We start from the raw sequence: 14517 nt of genomic DNA, 5'->3' as shown, positions 1-14517 counted from the left end.
TGATTGCATTACAACAGTGAGCTAAGCGTCATCAGATTGCATAGTGTAGATGTTATAAAAACAAAAAGTCGCTGCAAGCAGCGACTTTTAAATTCTTAATAGTGCAATTACTTCAGAACAGGTTGTTTTTCAGTAGTTGTCACGATAGCTTCGATGCGACGGTTAGCTGCATGAGCTTCTTTACTGTCACCAGCGACTAATGGCTTAGTGATACCGTAACCGTTAGAAGTTACACGGCTTTGGCTGATACCATATTTTTCAACAAGGATCTTAGCAACAGCGTCAGCACGCTTGTCAGACAGAGTCATGTTGTAGTCTGGTTTACCTACGTTAGAAGCGTGACCAGCAATTTCAACAGTGAATTCTGGGTTCTTGTTCAGGTAGTTAGCCAGTCTTTCGATGTCTTTGTAGTACTCTTTCTTCACTACTGCAGAATCGTTAGCAAACTGGATAGAACCTACATCTTCTTGCTTCTTAACGTTTTCATAGATAGTACAGCCAACAGAGTCAACTTTGTGAGTTGCTGGAGTCGCTGGACACTGATCTTTATCGTCGTAAACACCATCGTTGTCAGAGTCAACTGGCGTTGCTGCAACAACAGCTGCAGCTACTGGCGCAGCAGGAGATCCGAAACGGTAGCTTAATTCTAAGCCCCAGTAGTTGCTGTCAGCGTTTACTGGAACAATCGCATTGGCGCCTGCGTTATCGTCTAAGTTTTCGTAGCGACGGTATTTAGCTTGTAACTTCAGGTTATCGGTGAAGTTGTAGCCAACACCTGCACCGAAGTAAGGTGCAAAGTCGTTTTCGCTGTAAGAAGTAGAAACGCTACCAACGCGTTGGTTGTTTTCTAGGGTGTAGTACATTGCGCCGGCTTCAGCAGATAGGCTCCAACGGTTACCTAGTGGCCATACGCCAACTAAGCCAAGAGTTGCACCTTTAACGTCTGCATCATTGCCAATGCCTGCATAGGTCCAATCTGCACTACCTAGATCACGATAGCCGATTTCAGCACCAAAGTAGTCATTAAACATATAGCCTGCGAAGATGTCCCATGCGTATGGGTTGTCATCGCCGTTGTCAGTTGCAATGTGTTCATAGTTATTAACGCCTAAACCTGCACCAACATACCAAGGTGTTAACTCTTGAGATGCACTGGCAGCAAGTGGAAGCATTGATGTAAGCAAAACTACTTTTAATGTATTCTTCATCATTTTCTCTAAGTCCATTGTTTATGATTCTCCACCAATATGCTTTGCAGGTTTTATGCAAAACATTGCTAGCACTTAGTGTGGGGATCCTTTGGTATTGTAGCCAGCGATTAATTATCACTGCATTTGTTAAATTTTTCCAGTGCTTAGTCCAAAGTTTTTTTATGGAATAGCATGTTGTTATTTTTGATTAATGTTAAAAGGGCATCCCGAAGGATGCCCTAAATTGTTTTTTATTTGTTAATTCCGGATGTGATTAACGGGTCCAAATCCAATTTTCAATTTCAACAGGGTCAACACCATTTGCCTTAATATAGTTGCGATGATCAACGAGTCTTTGCAGCATGTCGGTTGTGATGGAAACGTGCTTGGTTTCGTCGATGACACCTTGCTGGAATAGTTTGTAAGCCATATCAATAACAAGGTGATAGCGAGAAGTGCCATTTCGAACACCCATATCAAATGGAGTGGTTGTTGAACCTTCTTCTTCGTAACCTTTAATTCTGAAGCGACGGCTTCCTTTGTAATCAAATATTAACTTTTTGATCGTATTTGGATAACCGTGATAGTTAAATACTACCCCTTTATCTTGGGTAAATATTTCATCCATCATCCATGGTTTTTCTTTAAATTTACGACTACCTAAACCATCGCTGCTTAATTCTGTCACGCTGACAAAGCGAATTCTGACTCTAGGTAATAGTTCACGAATAATCACTAAAGAGGCCATACATTCTTGAGTGACATAATCACCACAACCTGCAAGCACGATATCTGGATTTTCATCGGAAGCAAAATCCCACACCATGACGCCGTCTTTAGCTTGTTTACGCGCTTCTTCTAAACTGAGCCATTGTGGCAGTTCTTTTTTGCCTGCGACTAGGATGTTCAATTTGTCACGATCTGCAAAAGCGCGTTCGGTATAAACTAAGGTGCTGTTAGCATCCGCAGGTAAATAAGCAGAAATAATCTTTGGATGTTTTTCAAGCATCGCACCTAGGAATGATGGGTTCTGGTGCGAATAACCGTTGTGATCTTGACGTTCTAATAATGAAGAAAGTACCACGTTGCACGCCGGTAAAGGCTTACGGAAATGCACTCCTTGACTGGCGTAAACATACTTACAATATTGGTCAGCCATGGAGGATACGACCTGTGAGAAAGACTCATAGGTAGGGAACATTCCGTGACGTCCCGTCACTGTGTAGCCATGCAGCATACCAAACAGTAAGTTCTCTGAGAGCAACTCGAGTACTCGACCATCGCGAGACATGTCTTCGTCCCAGCTTTCAATTGGCCATTGCCATGCGCGGTCGGTTTCTTCAAATACTGCTTGCAGCTGGTTTGAATAGGTTTCATCTGGGCTGAAGATACGTAAGTTGCGTTGATCACGGTTCAATTTGAATGCGTCGCGCATCCATTGCCCCATTTTCAGCATAGAGTAACCGCGGTGTCCACGTGGTACTTCTGGGCCATAGCTGAGCTTTTCTAGATCTGGATTAGATAAGGCTCTGACGACTTCACCACCATAAGTGAGATGTTGGCGACCGCAAGCTAAATGTTTTGGCGGGATCAGTGAGCTAATATCGGCATCAAAAATCAGTTCACCCTGCCCGTTGATTTGGTAAAGCTCTTGGAATTGATAACTGGCTAACCAGCTATCCAGTGCAGCTAAGTGGCCTTTATCAGTGGCACATTTATTGACGATAACTTGGTGCGACTCGCAGTTACCTTCCAATTTCGTACCGTTATATTCGCTCACACCTGTCCAGCCCTTGGCGGTGCGCATTAAAATCACTGGCCAGCGAGGTTTGACAATATCTTCACCCTTACGTGCTCGAGTTTGAATATCGTTGATCATGCTATAAGCGGTATCCATGGCGGTCGCCATCTGAATGTAGATATCTTCTTCCGCTTCGCTGTCAACAATAATTGGGTGGTAGCCAAGACCGCGGAATTCAAGATCTAATTCTTCATGGCTCATGCGTCCCATACGGGTTGGGCCTGAAATCTTATAACCGTTGATATGTACGATAGGCAATACAGCACCGTTGGTTGCGGGTGAAACTAAGCGGTTGGCATACCAAGATGCTGCCAGAGGACCAGTTTCTGATTCACCGTCACCAACTAATACTGTAGCGATAAGATCTGGGTTGTCTAATACTGCGCCCCAGCCAACTGATAATGAATAACCTAATTCGCCGCCTTCAAGGATTTGACCTGGTGCTTCTGGGTTTGCATGGGAAGGATAACCATAGGCTGCAGAAAATTTCTTACAGATATCTTCGATGCCGGTTTCATTATAAGGAATGGTTTCTGGGTAGAAGTGGCTGAGTGAGCCTTCAATGAATAAGTTAGCTTGTACAGCAGGGAAGCCATGGCCTGGGCCAACTAAGTAAATGAAAGGACGATTATGTTTTACAATGAGTCGGTTGACGTTGGCATAGACAAAGTTGATACCTGGACAAGTTCCCCAGTGACCGAGCAAACGAGGCTTAATGTCCGAATGCGCAAGGGGGCGTTTGTGCAATACGTTTTGTTTTAGATAAATCTGAGACGTAGCGAGGAAGTTTGTGGCTCTTACATACTTTTTAAGAGCATTAATCTCATGTGTAGTCGTCATATTAAGCCTCATCGGAGCAGACGTAAGTGAATTATGTTTTCTTGGAGTTACTATATTTGTAATTTTCTTACAAAAATGTGTTCTACATCCAAATTTTAAAACTTGTGTCTGTGGTTAACGCATGTGGATTAAGTTTGTCAAAATGTTAATTTAATATTAACAGTGACTTATCTAGGCTTTACGAGTGTGAGCTTGTAGCTGTTTAACCATGCAAACCTAGGCTTGATCACATGAGTAATTTCGAATACTGTGCTATTTTGCTGCGTTGAATTCGGTAGCCGTGATGTTGTAAATTCACGGAAGGATAATTTGAAAGAATAAATCTACCGATATTCTTACCTTTATTTGGAAGGATTCATTCACCACAAATGTTGCACCTCGCTTAATTATAGGTGGGGGAGGGCATTTGCTACGGGAAGAAGTAAAATAATATGCTAGAAACCATTGTAAACTTTTTGAACGCACTGCTCTGGGGCAAATTGCTCGTATACGGACTGGTGGGTGCGGGTCTTTATTTCACCTTACGACTTGTATTTATTCAAATTACGCATTTCAAACACTCTCTTAAAGTGATGACCATGAGCCGTCAAGGTTGCGAGAGTGGTCTGTCTTCATTTCAAGTCTTTTGTACTAGTATGGCGGCCCGTGTGGGGGCTGGAAACATGGCTGGGGTGGCAGTGGCTATTGGCGCAGCTGGACCTGGCGCTGTATTCTGGATGTGGCTTATTGCCATACTAGGTATGGCGACGGCTATGGTGGAGTCGACTCTTGCGCAAGTATATAAGGTGCGTGACACCAACGGTCAATTCCGCGGCGGCCCTTCCTATTATATGGAGAAAGGGCTTGGTCAGAGATGGATGGGAGTGTTGTTTGCTTTCTTCCTGATCATTGCCTTTGGTCTGGTGTTTAACGCGGTGCAAGCGAATACCATTACGGGGGCAATGGAGCGGGTGTTTGGCTTCAATCCAACCTATGTGGGTATAGGCTTAGTGTTAGCCAGTGGCTTTGTGATTGTCGGTGGATTACGTAAAGTTGCTCGAGTGTCTGAGTTTATCGTGCCTATCATGGCGCTGGCTTATATTCTGATCGCTTTCATTATTGTGCTTTTCAACTTAGAACAATTACCTGCTGTAATAAGTTTGATTGTAAAGAGTGCTTTCGGTTGGCAAGAGGCTGCTGCGGGCGGTGTTGCTTATACTGTTGCACAAGCTATGCAAGCGGGGATTGCCCGTGGTCTGTTCTCAAACGAGGCGGGGATGGGGAGCGCTGCAAACGTTGCTGCTAGTGCGTCACCGAATCCTAACCATCCAGCATCTCAAGGTTTTGTGCAGATGATGGGAGTGTTTGTCGATACCATCGTTATCTGTACTGCAACTGCGGCAATTATTTTACTTTCAGGCGATATCGGTTCTAGTGAAGACGGCATTCGTCTCACCATCAATGCGATGTCAAACCACGTTGGAGACTGGGGCGGCGCCTTTATCGCGATAGCCATTTTCCTATTCTGCTTTACCTCTATCATTGCTAACTATTCCTACGCGGAAACCAATGTGATGTTCTTGACGGGCAACAGCACTAAGGCGTTACCGCTATTCCGTCTGTGCGTATTGGGCATGGTGATGTTTGGTGCTGTAGCCAAAATCAGCTTAGTGTGGAACTTAGCTGACGTGTCTATGGGGCTGATGGCCACGGTCAATATCATTGCATTGCTGTTGCTATCGGGTCTCGCGATACGGGTTATTAATGATTACTGTGAACAATTGAAGAGTGGCAAAATGCCTGAGTTCGATCGCAGTAAGTTCCCTGAGCTAATGGAACAACTCGATGATGGTATTTGGCAGGATAATAGTGCTAACGAGCAGGCGAAAACGCGTACAGAATCTGCGCTGAGTCGCTAAACTCAAGTTCACTGATTAGTGCTATCGGAAAAACCACGTCATCCGTACGTGGTTTTTTTATACCTGTTCAGTATCATAGTGGCGTATTTTATTTGTTGGAGCGTGTTAATGTTGATTTTGGTTTCACCGGCGAAAACCCTAGATTTTGAGCAACCTCCTTTGACTCAAACCCATACTCGGCCCGATTTTTTAGCTTATAGCCAAGAACTCATTCAAGTCTGCCAACGGTTAACCCCGAGTGACATTGCAACATTAATGAAGGTGAGCGATAACATCGCGGGCTTAAATGCCGCGCGTTTTGGTGAGTGGACACCCGACTACAGTATTGCCAACGCCAAACAGGCGATTTTTGCTTTTCGGGGGGATGTGTATACGGGGGTTGATGCCGATACGTTGACGCCTGAACAGCTCGAACGTACCCAGTCACAATTGCGTATTTTATCTGGGCTCTATGGTTTACTGCGACCCTTGGATTTGATTTTACCTTACCGTTTAGAAATGGGGACTGCGCTTGCCAATCCTAAAGGTAAGAATCTCTACGATTTCTGGGGCAATATTCTCACCGAAGCGGTCAATCGTGCCGTTGCAGAGCAGGGGGATGAGCTGATAATTAACCTTGCATCGAATGAATATTTTAAAGCGGTTAAACCAAAGCAATTAACTGGGCAATTAATCACTCCAGTATTTAAAGATTTTAAAAATGGCCAATATAAAGTCATCAGTTTCTTTGCGAAAAAAGCGCGGGGAATGATGGCAAGATATATCATTGATCAGCAAGTCAGTTCGATTGATGAATTAAAAGCGTTTGATGTGGCCGGTTATTACTACAGTGAAGAATTGAGTAAACCGAATGAGCCAACATTCTTGCGTGAAGCGCAGTAACCTATTACGGTTTAAATAAAAAGAGCAGCTTAGGCTGCTCTTTTTATGAGTGAATGATTTACTTATGAGGCTTATTTCGATTCAGTGCTAATGGGAGTTAACACTAAATTCGAGTTTGCCATGATATAAGCAAATTGAGCGTACGCAGCCACATTTTGTGCCAGCGCCTTAGGGTCTATTTTATCTAAGGTATCGTTAGGGGTGTGGTGATAATCGAAGTAATCGTGGCCATCCTGTCTTAATGAGGCAACTGGTACGCCCAATGCGGGCAACATGGAGACATCTGGCCCACCAGAGGCTTGATTATTACCAAGGGCGACACCGTTGTATGTCATTGGCTTTATGCTCTGTTGGACTTGGGCGAAAACGCTGTCACTTACCTTAGTGTCAATTTGATAAATCGGGCCTGCGCCAAAGTCCGATTCGGCAGCAATATAATGCAGAGGTAGCTCGGCTTTGTGCGCTTCAGCATAAGCCTTGCCTCCCACTAAACCAATTTCTTCGGCAGCGTAAAGTACCACTCGTACCGTACGAGCGGGCTTTTGCGGAAGATCTTGAATATGTTTTGCTGCTGCCGTCACAATGGCAACGCCTGCGCCATCATCAATCGCGCCTGTACCTTCGTCCCAGGAATCTAAATGGGCGCCAATCAACACGATTTCGTCAGGTTTACTACTGCCAGTGACTTCTGCAATCACATTGTAGGATGTGTTGGTGCCTAAATCCTTTGGTGACATATGTAGTTCGAGCACCGCGTTTGGATCGCGTTTTAACATCGCATCTACTAAGTCTGCATCGGGATTAGACATCGCTGCGGCTGGGATTTTAGGCACGCCATCTTGATAACGCATCACACCAGTGTGCGCCATGCGGTCATGATCGGTGCCAATTGAGCGAATGACGATTGCTACGGCTCCCTTTTGTGCGGCTGCGACTGCGCCTTTTGAGCGGCCGCCGACACTTTTGCCATAACCTTCACCAGTGATGTGACGTTCGGTCTTTTGGTCGATAAAGGCAATCTTGCCTTTTACATCTTCTGGATTTGCCGCTTGTAGTGCCGCAAGGCTATCAAAACGAGCAATTTTGGCTTGAATGCCTTCGGCTGGCGTGGCAATACTGCCCCCTAAGGCTGTTATCACTAAAGGCTGTTCTACCGGCGAGATCATCTTGGCTTTGGCTTCACCGCGTTCCCAAATCGGAACTTGTACAGGCTCTTTATAAACCTTATCAAACCCAAGACTTGTTAACTTATTCATTGCCCAGTTCACGGCAATAATGTCTTTTGGGCTGCCAGCTAAGCGAGGGCCGACTTCTACAGTGAGGGATTCGACTATGTCATATCCCAAGGATGACGCTAATGCGGTTTGCTGCAATTGAGCCGGAATATCGTTTTTTACGGGTGTTTCTACGTGAGTTTGGCAGGCGCTCAAACCGCCAATAAATAGCCCAGTTATTAGTGTTGTTTGGTAGGATTTCATAGGTTTCCTTTATTTTTATTAAGCATGTCCCATTTTTGAAAACAATCTAGCAAAAAGTGTGCTTTATGTCCCGACTATATCTGTAAGGCAACGCTATATTAGCGCAGGGGTTAGTTTTAGGAGAAAAAGTGCGTAATGAATATTGAATTGATGCAGGAGCGAGCCGATCATGCCGTAGTGCTATTAAAAGCACTCGCAAACGAACGCCGTTTATTTATCCTTTGTTATTTATTGAACGAAGGTGAAATGTGCGTTGGCGAAATGAATAAAAAATTAGGCTTAAGTCAATCGGCACTATCACAACACCTTGCTTGGTTGCGCAAAGATAATTTAGTAACCACACGCAAAGAAGCGCAAACCGTATTCTATTCGCTTAAGAGTGATGAAGTGCGTGAGATGATCCATTTGCTGAACAATATTTATTGTCATTAATGGTAATCATCAGATATAAAAAAACCGGCAATTGCCGGTTTTTTTTATTTACTAAGAAAATTAAGCAGCTAGTGCTTTGATCTTAGCATTCAAACGAGCCTTATGACGGGCAGCTTTATTCTTGTGAATAAGGCCTTTAGTCGCCATACGGTCAACGATTGGTTGTGCAGCAGCGAAAGCTTCGGTTGCTGTTTTGTGATCGCCAGCTTTGATAGCAGCGATAACTTTTTTAACGTATGTACGTAACATTGAGCGACGGCTGGCGTTGTGCTGACGACGCTTTTCAGATTGAAGCGCGCGCTTCTTTGCAGACTTGCTATTAGCCAAGGTGCAACTCCTAAAAACTGGATTTGATACTTTTAAAGGCCGAGGAATATGCCTGCATTTAGTCACTTTGTCAATGACTATGATTGAATAATCATCATAAAGATAAATTAATTCAACCCGCCTTGGCTATCTTCAACCCAACTCGTGTAATATGTGGCGCAATTCTAACAGCTATTGCCGCAGTGTGACAGAGCCTGAGTCGATTTTTTGAGATGAATCACCTAATCCATTCGATGTAGGTCTGGGGGACGTTTGAGTAAAAAATTATTGAAATCTGGCATGATTGTTAGTGCTATGACGTTGATTTCTCGTGTTTTAGGTTTGGTTCGAGATGTAGTTGTTGCCAATTTAATGGGGGCAGGGACAAGCGCCGACGTTTTTTTCTTCGCCAATAAAATTCCTAACTTTTTACGTCGATTATTTGCCGAGGGCGCTTTTGCTCAGGCATTTGTTCCGGTACTGACCGAATATCAGGAAAAACACACTTCGGACGAGACTCGAGAGTTACTCAGTAAAGTGGCGGGGACCTTAGGGCTATTGGTGACGATTGTAACTCTTGTCGGAGTCATCGCATCCCCCGTATTGTCGGCCTTATTTGGTGGCGGCTGGTTTGTGGCTTGGCTTAACAATGAGCCCGATGGCGCCAAGTTTGAGCTGGCAACCGTTGTGCTTAAAATCACCTTCCCGTATTTGTGGTTTATCACCTTTACCGCGTTAGCAGGGTCCATCCTAAATACCCGTGGGCGGTTTGCGGTATCGGCATTTACCCCAGTATTCTTAAACGTGGCCATTATTACGGCTGCCATGTTTTTTGCACCTACGTCTTCTCAGCCTGAAATTACCTTGGCATGGGGGGTATTTTGTGGTGGTTTAATTCAGTTTTTATTCCAAATTCCCTTTTTGCTAAGGGAAAAGGCTCTCGTTAAACCTTCATGGGGCTGGAATCATCCTGGGGTCGTGAAGATCAGAACCTTAATGATCCCTGCACTATTTGGAGTTTCGGTTTCACAAATCAATCTGTTATTCGATACTTTTATCGCCAGCTTCCTGATGACGGGCTCTATCAGCTGGTTGTACTATTCGGACCGTTTATTGGAATTTCCACTCGGTTTATTTGGTATTGCCATTGGTACCGTGATTTTACCGGCTTTATCTCGAAATCATGTAAATGCAGAAGGTGATGGCTTTGGTAAAACCATGGATTGGGGCATCAAGGCGATTCTGTTATTAGGATTACCCGCCATGATGGGGCTGATTGTGCTCGCCCAACCTATGTTGATGGTGCTGTTTATGCGTGGTGCCTTCTCTATCCAAGACGTTGAGATGGCATCCTACAGCTTGATGGCTTATGGCAGTGGTTTACTCAGCTTTATGCTTATTAAAGTGTTAGCGCCTGGATATTACTCGCGCCAAGACACTAAGACCCCTGTGCGTTACGGCATTATCGCCATGATTACCAATATGGGCTTTAACTTGATCTTTGCGATTCCCTTTGGTTATGTCGGCTTAGCGATTGCGACATCGATGTCGGCTTTACTGAATGCCACTCTTTTATATCGTGGCCTACATAAGGCGGGTGTTTACCGAATTTCTAAGCCAACAATGGTGTTTTTCCTTAAAGCCGTGGTTTCGGCAGCCTTGATGGTGGTAGTCTTGTACTACTTCTTACCTTCACAATCCCAATGGTTGGAATGGCAGCTGGTTGGGCGTGCTAAGGCTTTGATTGGTTTGATTGCTGTTGGCGCTATGACGTATTTACTTGGCTTATTGGCGTTAGGAATTCGTCCTTGGTCAATGAAACGGGGAGTTTGATTGCTGATTCTTATCGTTAGCTGTTATATAATCAGCCGATTTGCGCTTGGCAGTTGTCTAAAGTTATGGAATTAATCCGCGGTATACATAACATTTTGTCATCTCACCATGGCTGTGTGCTGACGATAGGTAATTTTGATGGCGTGCATCGCGGCCATGCGCAGGTGATTGCCAATCTGGTGCAAAAGGCCAAGCAGCTTTCATTACCTCCGACAGTGATGACGTTTGAGCCTCAACCACAGGAGTTATTCCGTGGTGAGAATGCGCCCGCGCGTCTGAGCTTATTGCGGGACAAAATCATCCTGTTAGATGAGTTAGGCGTTGAACGGTTAGTGTGTGTTAACTTCAACCGTGCCTTTGCAGACCAACCGGCGGAGCATTTCATCGAAGAACTGCTGGTGCGCAAGCTCGGGGTGAAATACCTCGTCGTTGGCGATGACTTTTGCTTCGGTCAAGGCCGAAAAGGCAATTTTGAAATGCTGATGCAGGCGGGAGCTCGTTATGGTTTTACCGTGGTTAGCACCCAGAGTTTTATGGTGGGTTCGCAACGTGTGAGTTCGACCGCGGTAAGAGAACAATTGGCTAAAGGGAACCTAGAGCAGGCAAGACGCCTACTCGGTCATCCCTTTACCTTAAGCGGCCGTGTGGCCCATGGCCAAAAAATTGGCCGAACCATAGGTTTTCCCACCGCCAATATTGCCCTCAAACGCAATGTGGTGCCCGTGCGCGGGGTGTTTGCGGTGAAACTCTATTGGGATGAGAGCGATATTTATGAAGGGGTTGCCAACATTGGTTTCCGCCCGACCGTAAATGGTCAAGTTTGTCAGCTTGAGGTGCATCTTTTTGATTTTGAAGGTGACATTTATGGCAAGCATGTTGAGGTTGAGTTAGTGGCAAAACTTCGCGATGAACAACCCTTTGATTCATTGGATGCACTAAAACAACAGATTTTGAATGATGCAAATGAGGCCAGAGCTTTATTTGGTAACGATGCAGGCTGATATTTATCAGTTTAATTAACGGTATAGGATCAATGAGCGACTATAAATTTACTTTGAATTTGCCGGAAACTGAGTTTCCGATGCGTGGTAATTTGGCAAATCGCGAGCCAGAGATGTTAGAGCGCTGGACGAAAGACGGTCTGTATCAGCAGATCCGTGATAGCCGAATTGGCCGCACACCTTTTATTTTGCATGACGGCCCACCGTATGCGAACGGCAGCATTCATATTGGTCACTCAGTCAACAAAATTCTTAAGGACATTATTGTTAAGTCAAAAACCATGTCAGGTTTTGACGCGCCTTATGTGCCTGGTTGGGATTGCCACGGTCTGCCAATTGAACTGAAAGTTGAGCAAAAAGTCGGTAAGCCTGGTCAAAAAATTTCAGCGGCCGAATTCCGTGAGGAATGCCGTAAATATGCTGCCGAGCAAGTCGATGGCCAACGTGCTGACTTTATTCGTTTAGGCGTGCTGGGTGATTGGCAAAAGCCTTATTTAACGATGGACTTTGCTACCGAAGCCAATATCGTACGCTCTTTATCTAAAGTGATTGAAAACGGTCACTTACATAAAGGTGTTAAACCTGTTCATTGGTGTACAGACTGTGGTTCTGCATTGGCTGAAGCCGAGGTGGAATACGAGGATAAAACCTCTCCCGCTATCGATGTGGCCTTTACTGCGACTGACAGCAAAGCCGTTGCCGCTCAATTTGGTGTAAGCGATTACTCACATCCTGTCGCTATGGTGATTTGGACTACCACTCCTTGGACGCTGCCTGCTAACCGTGCGTTATCTATCAGCCCAGAGCTTGATTACAGCTTGGTTGAATTTGCGAAAGAGGGCGCGACTCACGCAGTTATTCTGGCCGACGTGTTAGTTGAAGCTTGCATGACGCGTTACGGCGCCGAGAGCCACAACGTGTTAGGTAAAGTTAAAGGCGCAGCACTTGAGCTGGTTCGCTTTAAACATCCATTCTTAGCCTTTGACGTACCTGCGATTTTAGGCGACCACGTGACGACTGACGCGGGTACGGGTGTGGTTCACACGGCACCTGGCCATGGTCAAGACGACTTCGTGGTTGGTCAAAAATACGGCTTAGAAGTGGCCAACCCTGTTGGCGATAACGGCGTTTACAAACCAGACACTGAGTTTTTTGCCGGTCAACACGTATTTAAAGCAAACGACAATGTGGTTGCACTGCTGAAAGAAAAAGGCGCGCTATTACACCATGTTGCGTACCGTCACAGCTATCCACACTGCTGGCGCCATAAAACGCCTATTATCTTCCGTGCTACGCCGCAATGGTTTATCTCAATGGATAACCAAAACCTGCGCAAGCAAGCATTAAGCGAAATTGAGCAGACTCAGTGGATCCCTGACTGGGGCCAAAGCCGTATCGAGAAGATGGTTGAGAATCGTCCTGATTGGTGTATCTCCCGTCAACGTACTTGGGGCGTGCCAATTACCTTATTCGTACACCGCGAAACTGAAGAGCTGCACCCTGACAGCGTGTCGTTAATGGCACGTGTGGCCAACCGCATTGAGCAAGAAGGCATTCAAGCTTGGTGGGATCTCGATGCTGCCGAATTACTGGGTGAAGAAGCAGAACAATACCGCAAAGTGACCGATACCTTAGACGTATGGTACGACTCAGGTTCAACCTTTGCTTCTGTGGTAGGCGCGCGCCCAGAGTTTCATGGTCATGGTGTCGATTTATACCTTGAAGGTAGCGATCAACACCGTGGTTGGTTTATGTCGTCATTGATGATTTCTACTGCTATGACTGGCAAAGCACCTTACAAGCAAGTGCTGACCCACGGCTTTACCGTTGATGGTAAAGGTCGCAAGATGTCGAAATCTATCGGTAACGTTATTGCGCCTCAGCAAGTGACTAACAAGCTAGGTGCGGATATTCTGCGTCTTTGGGTTGCTGCAACCGACTACAGCGGTGAAATGACAGTATCGGATGAAATCTTAAACCGTAGCGCCGATGCTTATCGCCGTATTCGTAACACCGCTCGTTTCTTACTGGCGAATCTTAATGGCTTCGACCCAGCTAAGGACTTAGTGGCTGTAGAAGATATGGTGGCGTTAGACCGCTGGGCGGTGCGCCGCGCAGCAGCGCTGCAGCAAGAAATCATTGAAGCTTATGAGCAATATAACTTCCATATTGTGACGCAAAAGCTGATGCAGTTCTGCTCGGTTGAGCTAGGTAGCTTCTACTTAGACATCATCAAAGACCGTCAATATACCGCTAAGCAAGAGGGCCATGCCCGCCGTAGCTGCCAATCTGCACTGTTCCACATTGCTGAGGCTATGGTGCGTTGGATTGCGCCAATCCTGAGCTTTACTGCCGACGAAGTGTGGCAATTACTGCCTGGTCAACGTAATGCTTACGTGTTTACCCAAGAATGGTACCAAGATCTGCAATCTATCACTTTAGATACTGATTTAAGTGATGCGTACTGGGAAAATCTGCTGACTGTGCGTAACGAAGTCAACAAGGTTATCGAGCAAGCGCGCCGCGATAAACGTATTGGCGGCTCCTTGGAAGCCGAAGTCACGCTGTTTGCCGATGCTGCTTTAACTGAGCAGTTAACGCACATTGGTGATGAGCTGCGTTTCGTCCTATTAACTTCAGAAGCCAAAGTATTGCCATTGGCAGATGCGACAAGCGATGCCGTTGAAACTGAATTGGCTTCATTGAAGTTAGTGGTAAATGCAACAACAGCAGAGAAATGCGAACGTTGTTGGCACCACAGGGAAGAAGTGGGCAAGATTGAGGCTCATCCAACGCTGTGCCATCGCTGCGTAACCAATATTGAAGGTGACGGCGAAGTTCGTCTGTTTGCGTAAA

10 protein-coding genes are annotated in these 14517 nt (G+C 45.5%); 6 read left to right on the top strand and 4 right to left on the bottom strand.

Annotation, left to right across the window (positions count from 1 at the left end; genetic code table 11):
- Positions 1-107 precede the first annotated feature (107 nt).
- A complete protein-coding gene (locus SHEWMR4_RS15545) occupies positions 108-1226 on the bottom strand; it encodes an OmpA family protein (RefSeq protein WP_011623713.1) in 1119 nt (372 codons plus the stop codon).
- 238 nt (positions 1227-1464) lie between these two features.
- On the bottom strand, positions 1465-3831 hold the full coding sequence (locus tag SHEWMR4_RS15540) for a phosphoketolase family protein (protein ID WP_011623712.1): 2367 nt from the start codon (positions 3829-3831) through the stop codon (positions 1465-1467).
- Between the two features lie 431 nt (positions 3832-4262).
- On the opposite strand from SHEWMR4_RS15540, the gene SHEWMR4_RS15535 reads away from it, so the two are divergent.
- Positions 4263-5729: an alanine/glycine:cation symporter family protein gene (locus SHEWMR4_RS15535; protein ID WP_011623711.1), complete on the top strand. Its 1467-nt coding sequence runs from the start codon at positions 4263-4265 to the stop codon at positions 5727-5729.
- 108 nt (positions 5730-5837) lie between these two features.
- Positions 5838-6611, top strand: a complete 774-nt coding sequence (gene yaaA, locus SHEWMR4_RS15530; RefSeq protein WP_011623710.1) for a peroxide stress protein YaaA — start codon at positions 5838-5840, stop codon at positions 6609-6611.
- 71 nt (positions 6612-6682) lie between these two features.
- Here yaaA and SHEWMR4_RS15525 read toward each other — a convergent pair whose 3' ends face one another.
- Entirely contained in the window at positions 6683-8089 is a 1407-nt protein-coding gene (locus SHEWMR4_RS15525) for a M28 family metallopeptidase (RefSeq protein ID WP_011623709.1), read from the bottom strand.
- Positions 8090-8224: 135 nt separating this feature from the next.
- On the opposite strand from SHEWMR4_RS15525, the gene SHEWMR4_RS15520 reads away from it, so the two are divergent.
- Positions 8225-8521 carry an ArsR/SmtB family transcription factor gene (locus tag SHEWMR4_RS15520; RefSeq protein WP_006084975.1) on the top strand — a complete coding sequence of 99 codons (297 nt, stop codon included), beginning with the start codon at positions 8225-8227 and terminating at the stop codon, positions 8519-8521.
- 60 nt (positions 8522-8581) lie between these two features.
- Here the strand turns inward: SHEWMR4_RS15520 and rpsT are convergent, their stop codons facing one another.
- A complete protein-coding gene (gene rpsT, locus SHEWMR4_RS15515) occupies positions 8582-8848 on the bottom strand; it encodes a 30S ribosomal protein S20 (protein WP_011623708.1) in 267 nt (88 codons plus the stop codon).
- A gap of 252 nt (positions 8849-9100) precedes the next feature.
- Here rpsT and murJ point away from each other — a divergent pair, with 252 nt between their 5' ends.
- The 3 genes from murJ to ileS all read left to right on the top strand — a co-directional run bounded on the left by murJ (position 9101) and on the right by ileS (position 14516).
- Positions 9101-10660, top strand: coding sequence for a murein biosynthesis integral membrane protein MurJ (gene murJ, locus SHEWMR4_RS15510; protein WP_011623707.1), 1560 nt, complete (start codon positions 9101-9103; stop codon positions 10658-10660).
- Between the two features lie 65 nt (positions 10661-10725).
- Positions 10726-11661: a bifunctional riboflavin kinase/FAD synthetase gene (gene ribF / locus SHEWMR4_RS15505; protein ID WP_011623706.1), complete on the top strand. Its 936-nt coding sequence runs from the start codon at positions 10726-10728 to the stop codon at positions 11659-11661.
- A 32-nt stretch (positions 11662-11693) separates the two neighbouring features.
- Positions 11694-14516, top strand: a complete 2823-nt coding sequence (ileS, locus tag SHEWMR4_RS15500; protein WP_011623705.1) for an isoleucine--tRNA ligase — start codon at positions 11694-11696, stop codon at positions 14514-14516.
- Position 14517: the final 1 nt, after the last annotated feature.

Source organism: Shewanella sp. MR-4 (genome assembly GCF_000014685.1).
Taxonomy (GTDB): Bacteria; Pseudomonadota; Gammaproteobacteria; order Enterobacterales; family Shewanellaceae; genus Shewanella.
The sequence above is the reverse complement of the archived record's forward strand: the minus strand, read 5'-3'. Positions and strand labels throughout refer to the sequence as shown.